At 76.0% G+C, this 23415-nt stretch carries 23 protein-coding genes; 14 read left to right on the top strand and 9 right to left on the bottom strand.

Going from position 1 to position 23415, the window contains the following annotated elements; all coding sequences use genetic code 11:
- Nucleotides 1-140 precede the first annotated feature (140 nt).
- Nucleotides 141-1016, bottom strand: coding sequence for a biotin--[acetyl-CoA-carboxylase] ligase (locus tag MT994_RS10135; protein WP_354806097.1), 876 nt, complete (start codon nucleotides 1014-1016; stop codon nucleotides 141-143).
- Between the two features lie 154 nt (nucleotides 1017-1170).
- Between MT994_RS10135 and MT994_RS10130 the strand changes: the two genes are divergently transcribed.
- The 8 genes from MT994_RS10130 (at nucleotide 1171) to MT994_RS10095 (ending at nucleotide 9767) form a co-directional block, all read left to right on the top strand.
- Nucleotides 1171-2802, top strand: coding sequence for an acyl-CoA carboxylase subunit beta (locus MT994_RS10130; protein WP_085388242.1), 1632 nt, complete (start codon nucleotides 1171-1173; stop codon nucleotides 2800-2802).
- Nucleotides 2803-2863: 61 nt separating this feature from the next.
- Complete coding sequence (locus tag MT994_RS10125; protein ID WP_137280237.1) at nucleotides 2864-3373, top strand: hypothetical protein; 510 nt, start codon at nucleotides 2864-2866, stop codon at nucleotides 3371-3373.
- Complete coding sequence (locus MT994_RS10120) at nucleotides 3370-3636, top strand: acyl-CoA carboxylase epsilon subunit (RefSeq protein WP_228485279.1); 267 nt, start codon at nucleotides 3370-3372, stop codon at nucleotides 3634-3636. Before MT994_RS10125 ends, MT994_RS10120 begins: the two co-directional genes overlap by 4 nt.
- Entirely contained in the window at nucleotides 3633-4346 is a 714-nt protein-coding gene (locus MT994_RS10115) for a hypothetical protein (RefSeq protein ID WP_354806095.1), read from the top strand. Before MT994_RS10120 ends, MT994_RS10115 begins: the two co-directional genes overlap by 4 nt.
- A 10-nt stretch (nucleotides 4347-4356) precedes the next feature.
- Nucleotides 4357-6099: a DUF885 domain-containing protein gene (locus MT994_RS10110; protein ID WP_354806093.1), complete on the top strand. Its 1743-nt coding sequence runs from the start codon at nucleotides 4357-4359 to the stop codon at nucleotides 6097-6099.
- Between the two features lie 71 nt (nucleotides 6100-6170).
- On the top strand, nucleotides 6171-7091 hold the full coding sequence (locus tag MT994_RS10105) for an AEC family transporter (RefSeq protein ID WP_194522320.1): 921 nt from the start codon (nucleotides 6171-6173) through the stop codon (nucleotides 7089-7091).
- Between the two features lie 35 nt (nucleotides 7092-7126).
- Entirely contained in the window at nucleotides 7127-7786 is a 660-nt protein-coding gene (locus tag MT994_RS10100) for a nucleoside triphosphate pyrophosphatase (RefSeq protein ID WP_034653941.1), read from the top strand.
- Nucleotides 7787-7967: 181 nt separating this feature from the next.
- Nucleotides 7968-9767 carry a biotin carboxylase N-terminal domain-containing protein gene (locus MT994_RS10095; protein ID WP_233140235.1) on the top strand — a complete coding sequence of 600 codons (1800 nt, stop codon included), beginning with the start codon at nucleotides 7968-7970 and terminating at the stop codon, nucleotides 9765-9767.
- A 148-nt stretch (nucleotides 9768-9915) separates the two neighbouring features.
- On the opposite strand, the gene MT994_RS10090 is transcribed toward MT994_RS10095, so the two are convergent.
- Nucleotides 9916-11214, bottom strand: coding sequence for an MFS transporter (locus MT994_RS10090; RefSeq protein ID WP_031316695.1), 1299 nt, complete (start codon nucleotides 11212-11214; stop codon nucleotides 9916-9918).
- A 91-nt stretch (nucleotides 11215-11305) separates the two neighbouring features.
- Here MT994_RS10090 and MT994_RS10085 point away from each other — a divergent pair, with 91 nt between their 5' ends.
- From MT994_RS10085 to MT994_RS10070, 4 genes are all read left to right on the top strand, one after another.
- Nucleotides 11306-11857: an NUDIX hydrolase gene (locus MT994_RS10085; protein WP_051027483.1), complete on the top strand. Its 552-nt coding sequence runs from the start codon at nucleotides 11306-11308 to the stop codon at nucleotides 11855-11857.
- Between the two features lie 90 nt (nucleotides 11858-11947).
- Nucleotides 11948-13963: an endonuclease/exonuclease/phosphatase family protein gene (locus MT994_RS10080; protein ID WP_354806090.1), complete on the top strand. Its 2016-nt coding sequence runs from the start codon at nucleotides 11948-11950 to the stop codon at nucleotides 13961-13963.
- Nucleotides 13964-14045: 82 nt separating this feature from the next.
- The gene (locus tag MT994_RS10075; protein ID WP_034653947.1) at nucleotides 14046-14519 is read left to right on the top strand and encodes a hypothetical protein; all 474 of its coding nucleotides are present in this window, start codon (nucleotides 14046-14048) and stop codon (nucleotides 14517-14519) included.
- A 1-nt stretch (nucleotide 14520) separates the two neighbouring features.
- Nucleotides 14521-15102 (top strand): shikimate kinase, encoded by a 582-nt coding sequence (locus MT994_RS10070; protein ID WP_354806088.1) that lies wholly within the window; start codon nucleotides 14521-14523, stop codon nucleotides 15100-15102.
- 33 nt (nucleotides 15103-15135) lie between these two features.
- Here MT994_RS10070 and MT994_RS10065 read toward each other — a convergent pair whose 3' ends face one another.
- A complete protein-coding gene (locus tag MT994_RS10065; RefSeq protein ID WP_354806134.1) occupies nucleotides 15136-16575 on the bottom strand; it encodes an NAD(P)H-quinone dehydrogenase in 1440 nt (479 codons plus the stop codon).
- Nucleotides 16576-16720: 145 nt separating this feature from the next.
- Here MT994_RS10065 and MT994_RS10060 point away from each other — a divergent pair, with 145 nt between their 5' ends.
- Together MT994_RS10060 and MT994_RS10055 are read left to right on the top strand one after the other, a co-directional pair.
- Nucleotides 16721-17572 carry a purine-nucleoside phosphorylase gene (locus MT994_RS10060; protein WP_354806087.1) on the top strand — a complete coding sequence of 284 codons (852 nt, stop codon included), beginning with the start codon at nucleotides 16721-16723 and terminating at the stop codon, nucleotides 17570-17572.
- A gap of 1 nt (nucleotide 17573) precedes the next feature.
- Entirely contained in the window at nucleotides 17574-19418 is a 1845-nt protein-coding gene (locus MT994_RS10055) for a phospho-sugar mutase (protein ID WP_354806086.1), read from the top strand.
- Between the two features lie 102 nt (nucleotides 19419-19520).
- Here MT994_RS10055 and deoC read toward each other — a convergent pair whose 3' ends face one another.
- The 6 genes from deoC to MT994_RS10025 form a co-directional block, all read right to left on the bottom strand.
- Complete coding sequence (gene deoC, locus MT994_RS10050; RefSeq protein ID WP_194522314.1) at nucleotides 19521-20246, bottom strand: deoxyribose-phosphate aldolase; 726 nt, start codon at nucleotides 20244-20246, stop codon at nucleotides 19521-19523.
- On the bottom strand, nucleotides 20243-21373 hold the full coding sequence (locus tag MT994_RS10045; protein WP_021482285.1) for an adenosine deaminase: 1131 nt from the start codon (nucleotides 21371-21373) through the stop codon (nucleotides 20243-20245). Before MT994_RS10045 ends, deoC begins: the two co-directional genes overlap by 4 nt.
- A gap of 63 nt (nucleotides 21374-21436) precedes the next feature.
- Entirely contained in the window at nucleotides 21437-21676 is a 240-nt protein-coding gene (locus tag MT994_RS10040; RefSeq protein WP_354806084.1) for a hypothetical protein, read from the bottom strand.
- Between the two features lie 28 nt (nucleotides 21677-21704).
- Nucleotides 21705-22664, bottom strand: a complete 960-nt coding sequence (locus MT994_RS10035; protein ID WP_354806083.1) for a hypothetical protein — start codon at nucleotides 22662-22664, stop codon at nucleotides 21705-21707.
- The gene (locus MT994_RS10030) at nucleotides 22661-23005 is read right to left on the bottom strand and encodes a DUF202 domain-containing protein (protein WP_354806082.1); all 345 of its coding nucleotides are present in this window, start codon (nucleotides 23003-23005) and stop codon (nucleotides 22661-22663) included. Before MT994_RS10030 ends, MT994_RS10035 begins: the two co-directional genes overlap by 4 nt.
- A gap of 2 nt (nucleotides 23006-23007) precedes the next feature.
- Nucleotides 23008-23415 (bottom strand): DUF202 domain-containing protein, encoded by a 408-nt coding sequence (locus tag MT994_RS10025; protein WP_354806081.1) that lies wholly within the window; start codon nucleotides 23413-23415, stop codon nucleotides 23008-23010.

Raw genomic sequence — 23415 nt, 5'->3', positions numbered from 1 at the left:
CCGGGTCCACTGGCACCCGGCGATCCTATTCCTCGGCCGGGCTCGTCGACGTCGGCGGGCGCACGCGAGATCGGCACGCACGACCGCCGATCCGGCCGCGGACCGCCGATCTCGGGTCAGGCGTGTCAGGCGTGGGCCGGTCAGTCGTGGGGGCGCAGGTGGTGCACGTCGCCGCTGTGGTGAACGGCCGTCGTGCCGTCGTCGAGGCGGACCTCGAGGCCGCCGTCGGGGGCGAGCCCGGTCGCGAGCCCGACGACGTCCCCGCCCGCGACGCGCTCGACGCGCACGCGCGTGCCGAGCGTGGCGCTGACCTCGGCGCAGTCGGCGTCGAGCCCGGCGGCGTGCGCGTCGCCCCCGGCGTCCTGCCAGCGCGCGAGGACCTCGCCGAAGGCCTCGTGCAGCGCGACGAGCACGACCTCCCGGTCGGTGGTCGCGGCCCCGACGAGGGCGAGGGAGGTGGCGGTCGGGACGGGCAGCTCGTCGCGCCGCTGCGCGACGTTGAGGCCGACGCCGACGACGACCCCGCCGTCGGGCAGCACCTCGGCGAGGATGCCGGCGACCTTGCGCAGCGGTGCGGGCTCGCCCGCGCCGGGGTCGGGGACGAGGACGTCGTTGGGCCACTTGACGACGGCCTCGACGCCGGCGGTGGCGCGCAGCGCGCGGGCGGTCGCGAGCCCGGCGAGCAGCGGGAGCCAGCTGAGGGCCTCGCGCGGCACGCCGGGCCGCAGCAGGAGGGAGCCGAGCAGGGCGGTGCGGGGCGGCGTCGTCCACGAGCGGCCGAGCCGGCCGCGGCCCCCGGGCTGGTGCTCGGCGACGAGGAGCGCGGGAGCGGGCCACGCCGCCGGGTCGTGCGCGACGGCGGCCGCGAGCTCCGCGTTGGTGGACGCGGACTCGGGCACGACCTCGAGCCGGGCGAGCGGCCCGGCGGGCGCCACGAGCAGCTCGCGCAGGAAGTCGGCCCGCAGCGGGGGTCGCTCGTCGCCGGACGGGGTCTCGGGGTCGTGCGCGGTCGCCATGCCCGCCATCCTCGCGCACGGCGCGGGCGCCGCACGAGGCAGGGACCGGCCGACCTGCGACCGGCCGAGTTGTGGGGACCCACCAACCCGGGCCCCCGCGGTGCTGGCGGCGGCCGCATCGAGTGGGTGCGATCCTCCAACTAGGCTCGGGTGCGTGACGGACTCTGCGACGACCTCGCCCGCGACGACCGAGAGCGCCGACGCGCCCCGCCTCACCGGGACCGCGGCGAAGCTCGCCGACCTCGACCGCCGTCGCGCGGAGGCGGTCGGGCTGCCCGAGGAGGCGGCGCGGACCAAGCAGCACGCGCGCGGCAAGAAGACGGCCAGGGAGCGCATCGACGCGCTCCTCGACGAGGGGAGCTTCGTCGAGCTCGACGCGTTCGCGAAGCACCGCTCCCACAACTTCGGCCTGGAGAAGAAGCGGCTGGCGGGCGACGGCGTCGTCGTCGGGCACGGCACGATCGACGGCCGCCAGGTGTGCGTGTACTCGCAGGACTTCACGGTGTTCGGCGGCAGCCTCGGCGAGGTCCACGGGCAGAAGATCACCAAGGTGCAGGACCTCGCGCTGCGCACCGGGGTGCCGCTCATCGGCATCTCCGACGGCGGCGGGGCGCGCATCCAGGAGGGCGTCGCGGCGCTCACGCAGTTCGCGGAGATCTTCCGCCGCAACGTCGCGTCGTCGGGCGTGATCCCGCAGATCTCGCTCATCCTCGGCCCGAGCGCGGGCGGCGCGGTGTACTCCCCCGCCCTCACGGACTTCATCGTCATGGCCGACAAGACGTCGAACATGTTCATCACCGGGCCGGACGTGATCCGCGCGGTGACGGGCGAGGACGTGGGCTTCGAGGAGCTCGGCGGCGGCCTGACGCACAACGAGAAGTCCGGTGTCGCGCACTACCTGGGCAGCGACGAGGACGACGCGATCGACTACGTGCGCCACCTCGTGTCGTACCTGCCGCAGAACAACCTGTCGGACGCGCCGTCGTTCCTGCCCGACGACGTCGAGCTCGCGGTCACGGAGGAGGACGAGGAGCTCGACGCGCTCGTCCCGGACTCGGACTCGCAGCCGTACGACATGCGCACGGTGATCGAGCACGTGCTCGACGAGGGCGCGTTCCTCGAGGTCCAGCCGCTGTTCGCGAAGAACGTGCTGGTCGGGTTCGGGCACGTGGAGGGCCAGTCGGTCGGCGTCGTGGCGAACCAGCCCCTCGCGATGGCGGGCACGCTCGACATCGACGCGGCCGAGAAGGCGGCGCGGTTCGTGCGCACGTGCGACGCGTTCAACATCCCCGTGCTCACGCTCGTGGACGTCCCGGGCTTCCTGCCGGGCGTCGACCAGGAGCACCAGGGCATCATCCGCCGCGGCGCGAAGCTCATCTACGCCTACGCGGAGGCCACGGTCCCGCTCGTCACGGTGATCACGCGCAAGGCGTACGGCGGCGCCTACATCGTCATGGGGTCCAAGCAGCTCGGCGCGGACGTCAACCTCGCGTGGCCGACGGCGCAGGTCGCGGTCATGGGTGCGGGCGGCGCGGTGAACATCCTGCAGCGCGCGGCGCTCAAGCGGACGGCCGACGCGGGCGACGACGTCGAGGCGGAGCGCGCACGCCTCGTCGCGGAGTACGAGGACGCGATCGTCAACCCGTGGGACGCCGCGGAGCGCGGCTACGTGGACGCGGTGATCCGCCCGTCCGAGACGCGCGTGCAGGTGGTGCGCGCGCTGCGGGCCCTGCGGACCAAGCGCGCGAGCCTGCCGCCCAAGAAGCACGGCAACATCCCCCTGTGAGCGCCGCGGACCGCACGCACCCGACGACCCGCCGCACGAGCGGCCCGAGAGAAGGACGGTCATGAGCCACGAGGACGCCACGCACGGCCCTGCGCCGCTCGGCGCGGTCGACCCGGCACCCATGCACGCCGCGGTCGACGCGCTCGCCGCGGCGCTGCACGAGTACGTCGGCACCGCCGTGGGGGTGCGCGCCGAGTTCGGGGCGTCGGAGGCGGACGAGGACCCGCGCGTCCTCGCGCTCGAGGCGCGCGTCGGCGCGCTCAACGCCCAGCTCTTCGACGTGCTGCACGAGGCGCTCGGCATCCACCCCGACCTCACGTCGTCCGTGTGGGAGCCGACGGAGGGCGAGGAGGCCGACGACGCGGACGCCGCCCCGGCGGACCTGGAGGACGACACGTTCACCCTGGAGTACGTCGTCGTCTCGCACCCCGGCGGGCCGGACCTGGACGACGTCGTCGGGCTGCTGGACTCGTGGGGCCACGAGGCGCACGCGCGCCTCACCGAGGCGGGCTACGACGTCCCGGAGTGGGGCGTGGGCCGCGGCACGGACGAGCACGAGGACGACGCGTGAGCGAGCAGCAGCCGGTGGGCACCACCCCGAGCGTGCGCGTCGTGCGCGGCGCCCCGGACGAGCTCGAGGTCGCCGCGCTCGTGGCCGGGCTCGCGGCGGCGGCCGCGGCCGGCGACGAGCCCGACGACGTCGCGCCCGTGGACGAGTGGACCAACCGCGCGCGCGTGCTGCGCGGGACGGGCGACGGCGCGACGGCGAAGAGCTTCGGCGGGCGCTCGGGGCGGCACAACGCCGACTCCTGGCGCTGGAGCCTGCGCTCGTGACGACGCCCGGCCCCTCCCCGCGCGTGCGGCGGCTGCCCGAGCGGGCGGTGCTCGTGGAGCAGGCTCCGACGGCCGACGCCGTCGAGGCCGACCCGACGGCGCTGCCGCCGGTCGCGCCCGTCGCCGCGTGGCGACGCTGGGCCTGGGCGGTCGCCTTCGTGCCGACGGTCGCGCTCCTCGTCTACCAGCGCGCGGGCGCGGCGCGCGGCTGGCCCGTGCCGGAGGCGCTCGTCGTCGTCGCCACCCTCGGCCTGCTGCTGACGGCCGTGCTCGCGCTCGTGCGCTACCTGGACGACCGCGCCGCTGCGCGCCTCGCGCGCGGTCGCGACGCGCTGCTCGCCGACCCCGTCCGGGCCACGGGCACGCTCACCGTGCCCGCGCCGGCCACCGACGACCCGCAGCCCGGTGCGCACGACGTGCGCGGGACGCTCGTCGTCACGACGGGATCGGGCGTGGCGACGGCACGGCCGGTGCGCGTCGTCGTGCCCACCGGCACGGCGGCCCCGCGCCCGGGTGACCCGGTCGCCGTCTGGCACGCGGCCGACGACGAGGACGCGACCGGCGTGCTGCTCGTCCGCTACCAGCGCGACTGGGCCGACGACCTGCTCGCCGCGCTGCGCGGGGGCGTCCCGGCCGCGGACGACGGGGCACACCCGGGCGGGCCGGACGAGCCGGAAAATCGCACGGAACCCTCGCCCCGCGCCGAGTAGTCTCGTCCGGGTGAGCGACACCACCACCACCCCCGCCGGCGCCTCCGCCGGGACCCCCGACCGCACCCCCACGCCGATCGACGCCGTCGCCGAGGCGTACGTCACGCGGGTCGCCGAGCTCGACCCGCTGGCTGCCACCTCGATGGGCCTGTCCGGCTACGACCACCTCGTCACCGACCTGTCCCCCGCCGGGCACGAGGCGCGCGCCGAGGCCGACCGCGCGGTGCTGCGCGAGCTCGACGGCCTCGAGCCGGTCGACGACGTCGACCGCGTCACCCTCGCGGCGATGCGCGAGCGCATCGGCCTGCAGCTCGAGCTGCACGAGGCCGGCGAGCCGCTCGCGAGCCTCAACAACATCGCGTCGCCCGTGCAGGAGCTGCGCGACGTCTTCGACATCATGCCGACGGGCACCGTCGAGGCGTGGGAGAACATCGCGGCCCGCCTCAACGGCCTTCCCGGTGCGATCGACGGCTACATGGCGTCGCTCGCGGAGGCGGCGTCGCGCGGCAACGTCGCCGCGATCCGCCAGGTGCGGATCGGCGTGGCGCAGTCGCGCGAGCTCGCCGACCCGCAGGGCTCCTTCTTCACGACCTTCGTCTCGGGCCCCGAGGCCGACGCCGTCCTCGACGACTCCGCCGCGTGCTCGCTCGTGCGCAAGGAGCTCGAGCACGGCGCCGCCGCCGCGCGCGAGGCGTACGGCCGGCTCGCGGACTTCCTCGAGACGACCCTCGCCCCGCAGGCCCGCGCCGAGGACGCCGTCGGCCGTGAGCGCTACGCCCTCTTCTCGCGCACGTTCCTCGGCGCCGAGGTCGACCTCGACGAGACGTACGCGTGGGGTCTGGAGGAGCTCGCGCGCGTCGTCGCGGAGCAGGAGGAGATCGCGCGCCGCATCGCAGGCCCCGGCGCGAGCGTCGAGGACGCGGTCGCGGCGCTGGACGCCGACCCGAGCCGCAAGCTGCTCGGCAAGGACGCCCTGAAGGCCTGGATGCAGGAGACGTCGGACGCCGCGGTCACCGCGCTGAACGGCGTCCACTTCGACATCCCGGCGCCGGTGCTCGACCTCGAGTGCATGATCGCGCCGACGCAGACCGGCGGGATCTACTACACCCCGCCGAGCGACGACTTCTCCCGCCCGGGCCGCATGTGGTGGTCCGTCCCCGCGGACGTCACCGAGTTCAACACGTGGCGCGAGAAGACGACCGTCTACCACGAGGGCGTTCCCGGCCACCACCTGCAGTGCGGCCAGGCCGTGTACGCGCGCGCGACGCTCAACACGTGGCGCCGCCTCGCGTGCTGGGTCTCGGGCCACGGCGAGGGCTGGGCCCTGTACGCGGAGCGCCTCATGGCGGACCTCGGGTTCCTCGACGACGACGGCGACCGCCTCGGCATGCTCGACGCGCAGCGCATGCGTGCCGCGCGCGTCGTGCTCGACATCGGCGTGCACCTCGGGCTCCCCGCCCCGCAGGAGTGGGGCGGCGGCACGTGGGACGCCGACAAGGCGCTCGCGTTCCTGCGCGCCAACGTCAACATGCCCGACTCGTTCGTGCGGTTCGAGCTCGACCGCTACCTCGGCTGGCCGGGGCAGGCGCCGTCGTACAAGGTCGGGCAGCGCCTGTGGGAGGCCACGCGCGACGACGCACGCGCCGCGGCGCAGTCGCGCGGCGAGCAGTTCGACGCGAAGGCGTTCCACGAGCGTGCGCTCAACCTCGGCTCGGTGGGCCTCGACGTGCTGCGCGACGCGCTCTCGTCGTGACCCCCGCGCACGACCGGCCCGGGACGGCGGCGCGCCGTCCCGGGCCGGCCGGCGTCCGGGCGTCCTGACCCGTGGGCGCCGTCCTCACCGGCTTCGCCGTCATCGCCGTCGTCGTGGCCGCCGGGTACGTCACCGCGCGCCTGGGCATCGGGGGTCCCGACGCGCGGACCGCGCTCAACCGCGTCGGGTTCTTCGTCGCGAGCCCGGCCCTGCTGTTCACCGTCCTCGCCCGGGCCGACGTCGCCGCGCTGTTCCAGGCGCCCCTCGCGGTCGCCGCGACGTCCGCCGTCGTGACGGCCGGCGTGTTCGTGGTCGTCGACCGGCTCTGGCTGCGGCTGCCCGCCCCCGAGGCGACGGTCGGCGCCGTCGGCTCCGGCTACGTGAACGCGAACAACATCGGCCTGCCCGTCGCGGTCTACGTGCTGGGCGACGCGACGGCCGTCGTGCCGGTGATCCTGCTCCAGCTCCTCGTGCTCGCGCCCGTCACGCTGCTCGTGCTCGACGTGACGACGAGCGGACGGGCGTCGTGGCGGCTCGTGCTCGCCCAGCCCGTGCGCAACCCGATCATCCTCGGGTCGCTCGCGGGCGCCGTCGTCTCCGTGAGCGGCTGGACGCCGCCGGTCGCGGTCATGGCCCCGCTCGACATCCTCGGCGGGGCCGCGATCCCCATGATCCTGCTCGCGTTCGGCATGTCGCTGCACGGCACGCGACCGCTGCGGCGCGGCGAGCCGCGCGCGGCCGTGGGCGTCGCGAGCGCCGCCAAGCTCGTCGTCATGCCGGTGGTCGCGTTCGTCGTCGCCCGGCTCGTGCTCGGGCTCGACGACGCGGCCGTCGCCTCGGCGGTGACGCTCGCCGCGCTGCCCACCGCGCAGAACGTCTACAACTACGCGGCGCGGTTCGGGCGCGGCGAGATCCTCGCGCGCGACGCGATCCTCGTCACGACGGTCGGCTCGCCCGTCGTGCTCCTCGTCGCCGCGCTGCTCCTCGCGTAGCCAGGGCGGCGAGCCGCGCCGGGTAGTCTGCGCGGGTGCTCCGACTGCTCCTCGCCTCCCGCTCCCCCGCCCGCCTCGCGACGCTCCGCGCGGCCGGCGTCGACCCGCTCGTGCGCGTGTCCGGGGTCGACGAGGACGCCGTGCTGCGCGACGCCGCCGCGGAGCGCGGCGGGCTCGCGCCCGTCGACGCCGTGCTCGTGCTCGCGCGCGCCAAGGCGGAGGAGGTCGTGCGCACGCTCGACCCGGCCGCAGCAGGGACGCCGGAGGACGACGCCGCGCTGCTGGTCGGGTGCGACTCGATGCTCGAGCTCGACGGCGAGGTGCTCGGCAAGCCCGCCGACGCGGACGACGCGCGCGCCCGCTGGCGCGCCATGCGCGGCCGTGCCGGCGTCCTGCACACCGGGCACTGGCTCGTGGACCTGCGCCCGGCCGACGCCGGTGGCACGGGCGCCGCCGTCGGCGCGACGAGCTCGACCGTCGTGCACTTCGCCGACCTCGCCGACGACGAGATCGACGCGTACGTCGCCACCGGCGAGCCGCTCCACGTGGCCGGCGCCTTCACGGTCGACGGCCTCGGCGGGCCGTACGTCGAGCGGATCGAGGGCGACCACCACGGCGTCGTCGGGATCAGCCTGCCGCTCGTGCGGTCGCTCCTGCGCGAGGTCGGCGTGGCCTGGCACGCGCTGCGCGCCTGACGTGCTGCGCGGCGCCCGTTGTCGAGGCCGGACAACGCCGCGCACCTCACGGAGCCCAGGGACGGGCCGCTATGGAGGTTTCCGACAACCGCCCTCGGCGCGGCTTGGCTTGTTCTCCAATCTTGTCCGGTACCGCGCGCAGGAGCGTGAACCGCGCCGTGCGCACGCGTTACCGTGAGCCGTGCCCGCGAACCCCACCCGCCCCCTGAGCAAGGTCCTCGTCGCCAACCGTGGCGAGATCGCCGTCCGGATCGTGCGCGCGTGCGCCGACGCCGGCATCGCGTCCGTCGCGGTCTACGCCGACCCCGACCGCCAGGCCCTGCACGTGCACCTCGCCGACGAGGCGTTCGCGCTCGGCGGCACGCGCGCGGCCGAGACCTACCTCGACATCGCGAAGCTGCTCGACGTCGCGCGCCGCTCCGGTGCCGACGCCGTGCACCCCGGGTACGGCTTCCTCGCCGAGAACGCCGAGTTCGCGCAGGCCGTGCTCGACGCCGGGCTCGTCTGGATCGGCCCGCCGCCCGCCGCGATCGACGCGCTCGGCGACAAGGTCAGCGCCCGCCACATCGCGCACCGTGCGGGCGCCCCCCTCGTGCCCGGCACGCCCGACCCGGTCGCCGACGCGAGCGAGGTCCACGCGTTCGCGGCCGAGCACGGGCTGCCCATCGCGATCAAGGCAGCGTTCGGCGGCGGAGGCCGCGGCCTCAAGGTCGCCCGCACCACCGACGAGATCGACGAGCTCTACGAGTCGGCCGTCCGCGAGGCGACCGCGGCGTTCGGGCGCGGCGAGTGCTTCGTCGAGCGGTACCTCGACACCCCCCGGCACGTCGAGACCCAGTGCCTGGCCGACGAGCACGGCACGGTCGTCGTCGTGTCCACGCGCGACTGCTCGCTCCAGCGTCGCCACCAGAAGCTCGTCGAGGAGGCTCCCGCGCCGTTCCTCAGCGCCGCGCAGGAGGCCGAGCTGTACAAGGCGTCCGAGGCCATCCTCCGGGAGGCCGGGTACGTGGGCGCCGGGACGTGCGAGTTCCTCGTCGGCGCCGACGGCACCATCTCCTTCCTCGAGGTCAACACCCGCCTGCAGGTCGAGCACCCCGTCTCCGAGGAGGTCACCGGCATCGACCTCGTGCGCGAGCAGCTGCGCATCGCCGCCGGGGAGCCGCTCGGGTACACCTCCACGCAGGTGCGCGGCCACTCGATCGAGTTCCGCATCAACGGCGAGGACCCGGCGGCCAACTTCCTCCCCGCCCCGGGGCGCATCACGCGCCTGCGCTTCCCGTCCGGGCCGGGCGTGCGCGTCGACTCCGGCGTCGTCGAGGGCGACACCATCTCCGGCGCGTTCGACTCGATGATCGCCAAGCTCGTGGTCACCGGCGCCACGCGCGAGCAGGCCGTCCAGCGCGCCCGCCGCGCCCTGCGCGAGCTCGAGGTCGAGGGCATCCCGACCGTCGTCCCGTTCCACCGCGCCGTGCTCGACGCCGAGGCGTTCGTCCCCACCGACGACGAGCCGTTCCGCGTGCACACCCGGTGGATCGAGACCGAGTTCGCCGACCGGCTCGCCACGCTCGCGCCGGCCCCGGCGGCGCCCGCGGACGAGGACGACGAGCCGCTCGCGACCGAGCGCGTCGTCGTCGAGGTCGGCGGCAAGCGGCTCGAGGTCGTGCTGCCCGCCGGGCTCGGCATGGCCGCCGGGCGCGCCCGCACCGCCAACGCCGCCCGCCGCCCCGCGCGCCGCAGCGCCGCGAAGTCCAACGGCGGCGGCTCGGGCACGACGCTCGCGTCGCCCATGCAGGGCACCATCGTCAAGGTCGCCGTGGCCGACGGCACCCAGGTCGCCGAGGGCGACCTCGTCGTCGTGCTCGAGGCGATGAAGATGGAGCAGCCCCTCCTCGCCCACCGCGCCGGCACCGTCCGTTCGCTCTCGGCGACCGCGGGCGCGAGCGTCAGCTCGGGCACCGCCATCTGCGAGATCGTCGACTGACCTGCGCGTCCCGCCCCGGTGACCGACCGGGGTCGGCACGAGCGTCCCGAGATCGGCACCTCCGACCGAGCTCGGCACCCGAGGTCGAGCTCGGTAGCACCGACTGCCGATCCCGACCGCGGGTGCCGAGCTCGCCGTCTGTCTGCCGTCAGCCGGGCTGGGCGGCGGCGCGCATCGCCCGCCGTCCCGAGGGCAGCGCGACGGCGACGGTCACGACGACGAACATGAGGACCCCGGCGACCACGAGCAGCGACTCGACGGAGAAGCGGTCCGCGAGCGGGCCGAACACGACCATGCCGAGCGGCATCGAGACCGCCATGACGATGCCGACGAACCCGAAGACCCGACCCTGGCGCTCCGGCTCGACGGTCTCCTGCAGAACGGTCATCGACGTCGTGGAGAAGGGCGGCACGGAGAGCCCGAGCAGGAACATGAAGACGAAGAACACCCACATGTTCGTCGAGACGCCCATCGCGACCGACAGCAGGCCGAAGACGAACGTCGAGCCGACGATCATCGCGATCCGGTTCTTGAGGCCGCCCCACGTCGCGAGCAGCACGCCCCCGAGGAGCATCCCGACGGAGAACGCGACCTCGTTGACGGTGAGCTTCCAGACCTCCTCGCCGAAGGTGCGCGCGACCATGAGCGGCGTGAGGTACGACGGCGCGACGATGAGCAGGAACACGACGGCGTAGAGGCCCAGCACCCACCGGACGAACGGGTGCGACCCGAGGTAGCGGAACCCTTCGACGAGGTCGTCGAAGTACCCCGCACGCTCGCCCGCGGCGGCGCGCGCGAGGGTCGGGACGGGCACGAGCAGGAGGAGCCCGATCCCGACCACGGCGGTGACGACGTCGACGAAGAACACGGCGACCAGGGACAGGCTCGCGTACAGGGCGGCGGCGACCGCGGGCGCGAGGAGCATCATCGCGGACTGGATCGACTGGTTGATGCCGTTGACCCGCAGGAGCCTGCTCGTGGGCACGATCTGCGGGAGCAGCGCCGCGACGGCCGGGGTCTGGACGCCGGCGCCCGTCGAGCGGACCGCGAGCGCGGCGTAGATGAGCCAGAGGTCGTCGGCCCCGCCGAGCATGAGGAGCGCGAGCGCCAGCGTCGTCACGGCGATCGTGGCGTCGGCGGCGATGACGAGCACCTTGCGGTTCACCCGGTCCGCCCACACGCCGCCGAAGATGGAGACGACGGCCTGCGGCAGGAACCCGAACAGCGTGCTCAGCGCGAGCACCGAGCCGGACTTGGTCTCGATCGTCAGGTGCCACATGACGGCGTACTGGACGAGCATCGAGCCGAACAGGGACACCGTCTGCCCCGACAGGAACACCGCTGTGTCCCGGCGCCACCGGGGCCGGGCGAGCGTGTCGTCCTCGGCGGGACGGTCGACGGCGTCCGCGGGCGCGGCGTCGGTGTTCTCGTACGGCGTATGGCTCACCCGGACATCGTGCCGGGCGCCACCCACACGGTCCACGGAATTCGCCGACGGCGCACCGCCGCGCGCGGCGGGGCGGCACCGGGCTGGCAGCATGGGGCTCGTGACGATCCCGACCGCCCCCCGCGACCCCGACGAGCCGCCGACCAGGCTCCCCCGCCACCTCCAGCCCGGCGACGGCTGGGTCGAGTGCGCGTGCGGACGCCGGCACTGGGGGCTGTTCGGGGCGGCCGGGCTGCTGCTCGCCCGGCGCGACGGCGCCGGACGGCCGACCGACGTCGTGCTCCAGCACCGGGCCCCGTGGTCCGACCAGGGCGGGACGTGGGGCGTGCCGGGGGGCGCCGTCGGGCCGGACGAGACCGCCGCGCAGGGAGCCCTGCGCGAGGCGGAGGAGGAGGCGGGGATCGACCCCGCGGCCGTGCGCGTCGTGGGCGAGCGCGTGCTCGACCACGGCCCGTGGCGGTACACGACGGTCCTCGCCGAGGTCGTGGACGGCACGCCGGTCGAGCCGCGCGCGACCGACGCCGAGAGCATCGAGGTGCGGTGGGTCCCCGTCGACGACGTCGCGGGCCTCGACCTCCTCCCGGCCTTCGCGGACGCCTGGCCGGGGCTGCGCGCCCTGCTGGAGGGCCCGCCCGAGGATTGAGGGCCCGGGCGCCGTCCCGAGCACCGACCCGCCCGCCCGGACGCCGGCCGCCCTGTGCCGCGCGCGCCCGGGGCGGTAGCGTCACACCTCGTGACCCCCGCGCCGGCCCCCGTCGTCCCGCGCGACCGCGCCGACCTCGCCCTCCTGCTCCTCGTCGTCACCGTCACGGCGACGGTGGTCGAGCTCGTGCGGTCGAGCGGCCCGCTGCTCGACCACGCGTTCTCCGCGGGGGTCGTCACCGTGGCCCTGACGGCCCTCGCGACGTACGCGGCGCCGGGCCTGCTCGTCGCGATGATCGCCGCGCGGCTCGAGCTCACCGGCCGCGTCGTGCTGCTCGCCGTCTCCGCGCTCGTCCTGGCGCGGCTCGTGCTCCAGGGGCTCGGCACGGCGATCGCCTCGGGCGCGGACCTCGGGCTCGTCCGGTACGGCGTGGGCCTGGCGACCGTCGCGCTCGGGATCGGCGTGCTCGTCCTCGTGGCGGGGTTCGCGAGCGGCGCCCGCGCGGGCGCAGCCGACGGCCTCGCACGGGGCCGCCTCGTGGCCCTGGGCGTCGTGCTCGGCGCGCTCCTCGCCGCGGCGCTGAGCGCGCTCCTGGGGACGTGGGACGCCTACTGGCGGGCCGACGTCGGCGCGTGGGTCGTGACGGTCGTCGTCACGGGCGCGGCGCTCGCCTGCGCGTGGGTGCTGCGCGGGCGCGACGCCCTGCCGGGGTCGCGCGGGCTGTGGGTGCTCGGCCCGTTCGTCGCGCTCGCCGTGCAGGTGCTGGTCAACCCGGCGTTCGCGGCGGCGCAGACGGGGGTCGCGCTCCCGTTCGCGGTCGCCGGGCTCGCCGTCGCCGCGCTGCTCACGGCCTGGGCCGTCCCGCGCCCCGCGCGGTCCGGTCCCGGTGCGGGGTGGCTCCCGCCCGCGGTGCTCGTGGTGGGCGTCGCCGTCGTCCTGCTCGCGGTCCCCCGCGTCGACGGGCCGGGCGCGTGGGGTTGGGTGCTCCTCGCCCTGCTCGTGCTGCTGGTCCCGGTCGCGGGGCGCACGCTCGCCCTCGCGCTGACCCGCCCGGCGCTGCCGCTCACGTGGCTCCGGCTCGCCGGCGCCGCGAGCGCCGCGGGTCTCGGCGTCGCCGTCCCGCTGCTGGGCTACCAGCTCGAGTACGACGTCCCGCTGCCGTTCCCTCACACCCTGCTGCCCGTCGCGGCCGCGCTCGCCGTGGCCGTCCCCGCCGTGGTCGCGGGGAGGCGTGCGCACCGCGCCGCGCCGACCCCGGACGACGAGCGGCCCGCCCCTCGGGAGCGCGGGCCGCTCGCGCTCGCCCTCGGGGGCGCTGTCGCGCTGCTCGCGCTCGTCGGCGTCTCCCAGGTCCACGTGCCGACGACGACGTCCGCCGTCGCCGACTACCCGGTGGGCGACCTCCGGCTGCTGGACTGGAACCTGCACTACGGCGTGAGCGCCGACCCGTCGGTCCGGCTCGACGAGATGGCGGCGACGATCGCGGCGTCCGGGGCCGACGTCGTGACGCTCCAGGAGGTGTCCCGCGGCTGGGTGCTCGGCGGCGGCGCCGACATGGCGACCTACCTCGCGCGCGCCACGGGCATGCGGGTCGTCTTCGCGCCCGCGGCCGACCGCCAGTTCGGCAACGCGATCCTCTGGGACCCGCTGCGGGGCGACCTCACCGACGTGGTGCGCCACGCCCTCCCCTACGGCGCCGGCCCCCAGGAGCGCTCGGCCGTCTCCGCCACGGTCGACGCCGCGGGCGTCCCGGTGCGCGTCACGTCGGTGCACGTGCAGCACCGCGAGGAGAACACCCCGACCCGCCTCGACCAGCTCGACGCGCTCCTCGCCGCGGAGCCGGTCGAGGACGCGTACGTCCTGGCGGGCGACCTCAACGCGGAGCCCGGCTGGGACGAGATCTCCCTCCTCGAGGACGCCGGTCTCGAGAGCGGGCAGGACGTCGCGGGCGACCCCGCGGCGCTCACGTCGCCCGCCGTGGCCCCCGCGCACCGCATCGACTGGGTCCTCGGCTCCCCCGCGGTGACGTTCCGGTCGGTCGAGGTCCTCGACGTCACGACGTCCGACCACCGCCCGCTGCTCACCGAGCTCCGCGCGCAGGACTGAGACCCGTCCCGGCCACCTCGGCCCGGGAGCCCGGCGCCCGCGGCCCGACCCGGGCGCGGGGCGGCGGGGTTAGGGTCGACGGGTGCGCATCGAGCTGACCGTGACCGAGGCCGTCGAGATCGCCCGCGCGACGGGCGGTCTGCCGCCGTACGTGCGGTCGGTCGCGAGCGAGGGCGACGACGTGCGGGTCGTCGTCGACCTGCGCGAGGTGCCCGACCCGCCGTCGGCCCTCCGGCTCGCGGCCCGGCTCGTCCCGGTCGTCCGCGCGACGCTGCGCGTGGAGTCCGTCGTCGCGGGCACCGCGGTGCTCGCGGTCGAGGCGAGCGCGGCCGGCCTGCCCGCCCACAAGCTCCTCGGCTTCGTCGAGGCGCCGCTGCAGGGCGCGCTGCGCTCGCACGGCCTGCCCCCCGAGGCGGTGCGCGTGCTGCCCGAGGCGCGCGTCGCGGTCGACGTGCAGGCGCTCCTGGGCGGCGTGCTCGAGCACACGTTCCCCGGCTTCCAGCTCACCGAGCTCGCGTGGTCGGACGGGAGCCTGCGTCTCGACGGACGGCTCTGACGTGCCGGACGCTCGTCCCCCGGCGCCCGTCCTCGTCCTGCTCGGTCCCGCGGCGACCGGCAAGTCGACGCTCGGCGCGCTCGTCGCGCAGCGGCTCGGGGTGCCGTTCGTCGACCTCGACGCCGTGGCCGACCGCTACTACCCCGAGGTCGGCTGGAGCGTCGAGCGCCTCGTCGAGCGCGTCGGCGTGGTGGGCCGCGTGGCGGCCGAGCGCGAGTGGGAACCGGCCCGCGCGCACGCGACGGAGCGCGCGGTCGCGGAGCACCCGGGCTCGGTGCTGGCGCTCGGCGCGGGGCACGCGTCGTACACCGACCCCGCGCAGCTCGCCCGCGTCCGCGCCGCGCTCGCGTCCGTCCCGCACGTCGTCCTCGTGCTGCCGAGCACCGACCGCGAGCACGCGCTCGGCGTGCTGCGCGCCCGTTCGTTCGCCGGCAAGGGCACCGACTGGCGCCCCGCGGGGCACGACTTCCTCGCCGAGTGGTTCGACGACCCGGGCACGCGGAGCCTCGCGCACCGCACGTTCGTCACGGGCACCGAGGACCCCGCCGCGAGCGCCCGTCGGCTGGTCGCCGCGCTCGGCTGAGGTGCTCCGCCCGCCGGGACCGCCTGCGGGTGCTCAGTCCTCCCGGTGGTGCAGCATGCGCGCCACCTCGGCGATCGAGCCGCTGAGCGACGGGTAGACGGTGAAGGCCGACGCGACGTCGTCGACCGTGAGGCGGTGCGAGACCGCGAGCGTGATGGGGAACACGAGCTCGCTCGCGCGCGGCGCGACGACCACGCCGCCCAGCACGACCCCCGCCTCCGGGTGGGCGAACAGCTTGACGAAGCCGTCACGCATCCCGAGCATCTTGGCGCGCGGGTTGCGCGCGAGCGGCAGGACGGTCGTGACGTACTTGCTGCTCTGCGCCTTGAGCTGCTCCTCGCTGTACCCGACGGTCGCGATCTCGGGCGCGGTGAAGATGTTCGCCGCGACGGTGCGCAGCTTGATCGGCACGACGGCGTCGCCGAGCGCGTGCGACATGGCGACGCGGCCCTGCATCGCCGCGACGGACGCGAGGGGCAGCACGCCGGTGCAGTCGCCCGCGGCGTAGATCCCCCGCACCGACGTACGCGACACCTTGTCGACCTCGACGTGCCCGCTGGGCGTGAGCCGGACCCCGGCCTCCTCGAGGCCGATGCCGCTCGTCGAGGGGATCGCGCCGACGGCGATGAGCACGTGCGAGCCCTCGACGACGCGGCCGTCGGAGAGCGTGACGCGGACGCCGTCCGCGGTGCGCTCGGCGGACTCGGCGCGCGAGCGGGACATGACCGTCATGCCGCGCGAGCGGAACACGCCCTCGAGCAGCTCGGCGGCGTCGGCGTCCTCGCCGGGGAGCACGCGGTCGCGGCTCGACACGAGCACGACGTCCGAGCCCAGCGCGTTGTACGCGCCCGCGAACTCGGCGCCGGTGACGCCCGACCCCACGACGACGAGCCGCTCCGGGAGCTCGGAGAGGTTGTAGAGCTGGGTCCACGTGAGGATGCGCTCGCCGTCGGGCTGCGCGGTCGGGAGCACGCGCGGCGTCGCGCCGAGCGCGAGCAGGATGACGTCGGCGTCGAGCACGAGCGGGCCGTCGGTGCCGTCGGGCGCGTCGACCACGACGCGCTCGGGGCCGTCGAGCCGGCCCTCGCCGATGACGACGCGCACGCCCTCGCGCTCGAGCCGGGCGTGGATGTCGGCGGACTGCGCCGCCGCGAGCGCCATGACGCGCGTGTTGACGGCCTCGAGGTCGACGATGTGCCGCCGCATCGCGGGGTGCTGCGCCTTGGCCGTGTCGACGGGGAGGCGGATGCCGAGCTCGGCGGCGCGCTCGGCGATCGTCATCCAGTCGGCGGTGGCGATGAGCGTCTTGGAGGGGACGACGTCCGTCAGGACGGCCGCGCCGCCGAGCCCGTGGCGCTCGACGACGGTGACGTCGGCGCCGAGGCGACGGGCGACGAGGGCGGCCTCGTAGCCGCCGGGCCCACCCCCCACGACGACGATGCGGGTGCTGTCCGGGGAAGTCGAGGAGTCCATGCTCACGTGCGTCACGCCGGACATTCTGTCAGGCCGTCGCGTCCCTCGGTGTCAGCATGCGAGACGTCCCGGCAGGTCCGGCGTGCCGCGCGGGACGGCGGTGCTCGTCAGGTCGCGGGCCCGGGGACGGACTAGCCTTGCGACCATGACGACGACGCCTCCGAGCACACCCCCGCTCGACGATCCCGCGACCGACCCCTTCCTCGTGGCCCGGGCCGCGGCCGACCACATCGCGCAGGCCACCGGGGTCGAGGGCCACGACATGGCCCTCGTGCTCGGGTCGGGCTGGGGCGGCGCCGCGGAGCTGCTCGGTGAGGTCGTCGCGGAGGTCCCGACGCACGAGATCCCCGGCTTCGCCGCACCCGCGGTCGCGGGGCACCTCTCGGTGACGCGGTCCATCCGGGTCGAGCGCGCCGACGGCTCGGTGCGGCACGCCCTCGTGCTCGGCTCGCGCACGCACCTGTACGAGGGCAAGGGGGTGCGCGCCGTCGTGCACGGCGTGCGCACGGCCGCCGCGACGGGCGCGGAGACGCTCATCCTCACGAACGGCTGCGGCGGGCTCAACCAGGAGTGGGGCGCGGGCACTCCCGTCCTCCTCTCCGACCACATCAACCTCACGGCCCGCAGCCCGCTGGAGGGGCCGACGTTCGTCGACCTCACCGACGTGTACTCGCCGCGCCTGCGCGAGCTCGCGCACCGCGTCGACCCGACGCTGCCCGAGGGCGTGTACGCCCAGTTCCCCGGGCCGCACTACGAGACGCCCGCCGAGGTGCGGATGGCCGGGGTTCTCGGCGCCGACCTCGTCGGCATGTCCACGACGCTCGAGGCCATCGCGGCCCGGCACTGCGGCCTGGAGGTGCTCGGCGTCTCGCTCGTGACGAACCTCGCCGCCGGGATCAGCCCGACGCCGCTCTCCCACGCCGAGGTCATCGAGGCCGGCCAGGCCGCGGGACCCCGGATCAGCGCCCTCCTGGCCGACATCGCGAAGCTGGTGTGACATGACGGACCGCACTGCGGGGCACCGGGCCGACCCGGCCGACGACCCGACCTTCGACCCGGGGACCGACCACGCGGCGTTCCTCGCGCGCGTCACGGCGTGGATCGACGACGACGTCGACGCGGGCGACCAGGACGAGCTGCGCCGCCTGCTCGAGCTCGTCGACTCCCCCGACCCGCGCAAGCACGACGTCCGCGTCCGCGCGCTGGCCGACCTGCAGGACCGGTTCTCCGGCCCGCTCGAGTTCGGCACGGCGGGCCTGCGCGGGCGCATGGAGGCGGGGCCGCACCGCATGAACCGCGCGGTCGTCATCCGCGCGGCCGCGGGCCTGGGCGCCTACCTGCTCGACGCCCTGGGCCCGGCGGGCGCGGGCGGCGCGGCGCGACCGCGCGTCGTCGTCGGGTTCGACGCGCGGCACCGCTCCCGCACGTTCGCGGTGGACAGCGCGGCCGTGCTCACGGCGGCGGGCCTCGACGTGCTCGTCCTGCCGTCCGCGCTGCCGACGCCCGTCCTCGCCTTCGCGGTGCGCCACCTCGGCGCCGACGCGGGCGTCATGGTGACCGCGAGCCACAACCCGCCCGCCGACAACGGGTACAAGGTCTACCTGGGCGGCCGCGTCGTCACCGACTCCGGCCAGGGCGCCCAGATCGTCCCGCCCTACGACGCGCACATCGCCGCCGCGATCGCGGCCGTCGGGCCGGCGCGGTCCGTCCCGCGCGCGTCGTCCGGGTGGACCGTGCTGGACCGCGAGGTCGTCGTCGCCTACGAGCGGTCGGTCCTCGCGCTGTCCGACGGCGCACGGCGCGACCTCAAGGTCGTCACCACGGCGCTGCACGGCGTGGGCGGCGAGACGGTCGCGCACGTCCTGCGCGACGCGGGCTTCACGACGGTCGTGCCGGTCGAGGAGCAGCTCGACCCGAACCCCGACTTCCCGTCCGTCGCGTTCCCCAACCCCGAGGAGCCGGGCGCGATGGACCTCGCGCTCGCCGTCGCGCAGGACGCGGCGGCCGACGTCGTGCTCGCCAACGACCCCGACGCCGACCGGTGCGCCGTCGCGGTGCTCGACCCGCGCGTCGGGACGTACCAGGGCGCGGAGACGGCCCGGTCGAACGGCTGGCGCATGCTGCACGGCGACGAGGTCGGCGCGCTCCTGGGCGACGACGTCGCGCGCCGCGTCGCCGCGTCGGGCGCGCCGGGAGGCGTGCTCGCCTGCTCGATCGTGTCGTCGCGGCTGCTGGGCAAGATCGCGGCCGCGCACGGGCTCGGCTTCGCGACGACGCTCACCGGGTTCAAGTGGATCTCGCGCGTCGACGGCCTCGTGTTCGGCTACGAGGAGGCGCTCGGCTACTGCGTCGACCCGGCCCACGTGCGGGACAAGGACGGCATCAGCGCGGCGCTGCTCGTCGCGCAGCTCGCGAACCGCCTCAAGGCCGAGGGGCGCTCGATCGTCGACGCGCTCGACGACCTGGCGCGCGCCCACGGCCTGCACGTGAGCGACCAGCTCTCCGCCCGGTTCGAGGACCTCGACCGCATCGGCGAGACGATGGCCCACCTGCGGGCCGCTCCCCCGCGCACCCTCGCGGGCGCCGGCGTCTCCGACGTCACCGACCTCTCCGCGGGCCTGGACGGGCTCCCGCCGACGGACGGCGTGCGAATCCTCACCGCGGACGGCACACGCGTGATCGTGCGCCCGAGCGGCACCGAGCCGAAGGTCAAGTGCTACCTGGAGGTCGTGGTCCCGGTCGCCCCGGACGCCTCGCACGACGACCTCACCGCGGCCCGGGCCTTCGCCCGCGACCGCATCGACCGCGTCAAGGCCGACATGACGCGCGCGCTCGGCCTCTGAGCCACCACGAGCCGGGGTCCCCGGTCGCCGGAACGTCCCGGCGACCGGGGACCCCGGCTCGTCAGCCCTCCGCGACGACGGTCACCGCCGCCGTCACGACGCTCAGTAGCCCGTGTCCCCCGCGGAGGGGGCGTCCGCGCCGTCGAACCCCGCGAGGACGGCGGCGGTGCCGGACAGCCCGAGGCGCGTGGCGCCGTGCTCGATCATCGCGAGGGCGTCGGCGAGCGTGCGGACGCCGCCGGACGCCTTGACGCCCAGGCGACCGCCGACGGTCTCGGCCATGATCGAGACGGCGTGCGTCGACGCACCGCCCGCGGGGTGGAACCCCGTCGAGGTCTTGACGAAGTCCGCGCCCGCCGCCTCGGACGCGCGGCACGCCTCGACGATCTCGTGGTCCGTGAGCGCGGCGGACTCGATGATGACCTTGAGGACCCTGTCCGCAGGGACGGCGGCGCGGACGGCCGCGACGTCGTCGCGCACCGCGTCCCACGCGCCGGCCTTGGCCGCGCCGACGTCGATGACCATGTCGACCTCGTCGGCGCCGTCGCGGACGGACCGGGCGGCCTCGAACGCCTTGACGTCGCTGTGGTGCTTGCCCGACGGGAAGCCGCACACCGTCGCGACGAGCAGCCCGCGCTCGCGCGTGGTCGCCGGGTCCAGGGGCAGCATCGACGGGGAGACGCACACGGAGTAGACGCCCAGGCGGACGCCCTCCTCGACGAGCGCCGCGACGTCCGCGGGGGTGGCCTCGGGCTTGAGCAGCGTGTGGTCGACGAAGCGGGCCAGGCCCGCCGCGTCCAGGGGCTGCGTGCCGGTCGCGTCGCTCACAGCTGCGCTCCCTCGATCTGCTGGTAGCCGGGGAGGATCACGTCGTCGACGAGCGCACGACGCTCGTCGTGGTGCACGAACGCGCTCCACGCGGCGGTCATCGTGACGTCCGCGAGGTCGTCGATGGTCCAGCCGGCGTGCTCGACGAGGAGCGCCATCTCCTGGGTCATCGTCGTGCGCGACATGAGCCGGTTGTCGGTGTTGAGCGTGACCGCGAAGTCGAGCTCCTTGAGGCGGGTGATCGGGTGGTCGGCGATCGACGTCGCCGCCCCGGTCTGCACGTTCGACGACGGGCACAGCTCGAGCGGGACCTGGTGGTCGCGCACCCAGTGCGCGAGGAGGCCGAGCGCGGCCGTCCCGGGCTCGCCCTCGGCGCTGTGCGGGAACTCCGGGTCGAACGCGATGTCCTCGACGATGCGCACGCCGTGGCCGATGCGGCTCGCCTGGCCCAGGTGCACGGCCTCGGCGATCGACTGCGGGCCCGCCGCCTCCCCCGCGTGGATCGTCACGGGGAAGTTCTGCTCGGCCAGGTAGCGCCAGATCTCGACGTGGCGCGAGGGCGGGAAGCCGTCCTCCGCGCCCGCGATGTCGAACCCGACGACGCCGTTCCCGCGGTTCGCGACCGCGAGCTCCGCGATCTCCGACCAGCGGTCGGCGTGCCGCATCGCGGTGACGAGCTGCCCGACGCGGATGGTCCGCCCCTCCGCGGCCGCCTCGGCGACGCCCTGCTCGATGCCGGACTGCACGGCGTCGACCGTCTCCTGGAGGGTGAGGCCGCGCTGGAGGTGCTGCTCGGGCGCCCAGCGCTGCTCGGCGTACACGACGCCGTCGCGCGCGAGGTCGAGCACCGCCTCGCGGGCCACGCGGGCGAGGGCCTCGCGCGTCTGCATGACGGCGATCGTGTGGTCGAACGTCTCGAGGTAGCGCACCAGCGACCCGGAGTCCGCGGACTCCGCGAACCAGGCGCCGAGCGCCTCGGCGTCGTCCGCGGGGAGCTGGTGCCCCACGTCGGCGGCGAGCTCGAGGATCGTGGCGGGGCGGAGCCCGCCGTCAAGATGGTCGTGCAGCACGACCTTGGGCAGCGCGCGGATGACGTCGACCGTCAGCGGGGCGTTCTCGGTGGTCATGCGCTCACGGTACCGGCCGGTACGCCCGGCCTCGCGCCGAGCGCACCGGCCGGGTGCGGAGGGTCAGGCGTAGTCGTCGTCGCTGCCGGGCACGGCGGACGCCTGCTCGACGACGTCGGCCTCGGCGGCCTCGCCCTCCAGGTCGGGGCGCGGGGTCCGCGGCTGGTACTCGTCGACCTCGTGCACGGGGTCGTTGACCCCGGGGTCGTCGTCCTCGACCTCTTCCACCAGGCTGACGGCGTCCTCGCCCTGCTCGTCCAGACCGGCGTCCCGCCATGCGTCGTTCCCGGGCACGGTGCTCATCGCGACTCCTCCTCGACGATCGGCGTGCTCACCACGGCTGTGGCGGCTGCGCCCATCCTGCCGCCGGGCGCGCGCCCTCGCCAGCGCGGCCGTCGGGCAGGAGCGCCCAGCACACGTGCGGCCAGCCCCCGAGCGCGCGGCGCACGGCGGGAACCCGGGCACCGTCGAGGAGCGCGCCTGCCGCGACGGTGCGGAGCGTGCCCGACGACGGCTCGTAGACCCGGCACCACCCGGCCCCGGCGTCGGCGTCGGTGAGGAGCACGACGTGGCGCGGGACGGCGGTCGCGAGCCCGAGCGCGAGGTCTCCGCCGGTGAAGAGCGGCACGGGCACGCCGCGCGCGGCCGCCGCGAGCGCGGCGCGCACGACGCGCTCCGCGCCCGGCCCCACGACGACCCGGTCCACGAACCGCACGTCCGCGTGGCGTGCGGTCCGAGCGGCGCCCCAGGGCGGCGTCCCGAGCGCCGCGGGCCACGGCAGCGGCCCGAGCGCGCGCCGGTTCGTGCGGCGCTTGAGCGCCTGCTGGAGCGTCCGGAACCGCTCGACGCCGCCCCGCGCGCGAGCGTCCTCCGGGTCGTGCCGCGCGGCGTCCCCCGGGCGCAGCCCGGTGGCGAGCCACAGGGCGAGCACCGGGTCGCCCGCCGCGGCGAGAAGGCCCAGCACGGCGGAGCCGCACGTCGTCCCGTCGGTCTGGCGCGCGGGCGCGCCCGCGATCTCGAGCGGCCGGACCACGGGCCCCTCGTCGGGCCGGTCGAGCCGGCGCAGCGGGTCGACGACGGCACGCCGGTCCGCGGGCCGCAGCCCGTCGAGGGTCGTCGCGAGCGCGCGCACGCGGTGCTCGGGGTGCCCCGCGCGGCGCGCGAGGTCGAGCACGTGGGAGGTCGCGGCGTCGGGCGCGTAGGCGCCGGACGGCGGGGACGGCGGCAGGGTGCGCGCCGGGAGGAGGCGCGCGAGGTCGGTCGCCCGCAGCGCCCCCGGCCCGCGCCTCACGCGGCACCGCCGAGGACCCGGCCGAACGCCCAGGCCGCGCCCACGAGGGCGAGCGCGACGACGAGGCCGCCGACGCGCACGAGGAACGACCACGAGTGGAGCCGCCCGTCGCGCGGGAGCCCGCCGGTCGGCGGGCGCAGCACCGCGGGGACGAGCGCGAGCACCGCCACCGCGACCGCCGCGCACACCGTGACCACGGAGCCGGAGCGCAGCCCGGCGGCGGCGAGCACGAGCGCCCCCACCACGACGCCGAGCACCGTGCGCTGCCACGCGAGCGCCGTGCGCTCGGGCTGCAGGCCCTCGTCCCGCGGCGACACGGCGCCGGGCTCTCCCGACGGCACGCTCACCCTCCGGTCGCCGCCCCAACGGCGTAGCCCGCGAGCAGCAGGGCCAGCACGACGACGCCGACGACGAGCACCGGCAGGCCGCTCGGCGCCGGGAGGCGCCGCCGCAGCCGCAGGGCCCGCTCGTTGCGGCGCCACGACACGAGCGCGTAGCCCGCGAACCCGGCGCCGGCGAGGCACGCGACCCCCGCGACGACGTCGAGCAGGCCCGCCATGCCCGCGAACGTCGCGAACGACGTCAGCGCGACGCCGCCCGCGACCAGGCCCAGCCCGGTGCGCACCCACGCGAGCGCGGTGCGCTCGTTGGCGAGGCTGAACCGTGCGTCGGGCTCGGTCCCCACGCCGTAGACCGACCGCGGCCGACGCGTGTCGGCCGGCTCGCGAGGGGCCTGCTCGTCGCCCGTCAC

Source organism: Cellulosimicrobium sp. MI9406 (assembly GCF_040595865.1).
GTDB classification, from domain to species: Bacteria; Actinomycetota; Actinomycetes; order Actinomycetales; family Cellulomonadaceae; genus Cellulosimicrobium; species Cellulosimicrobium funkei.
The sequence above is the reverse complement of the archived record's forward strand: the minus strand, read 5'-3'. Positions and strand labels throughout refer to the sequence as shown.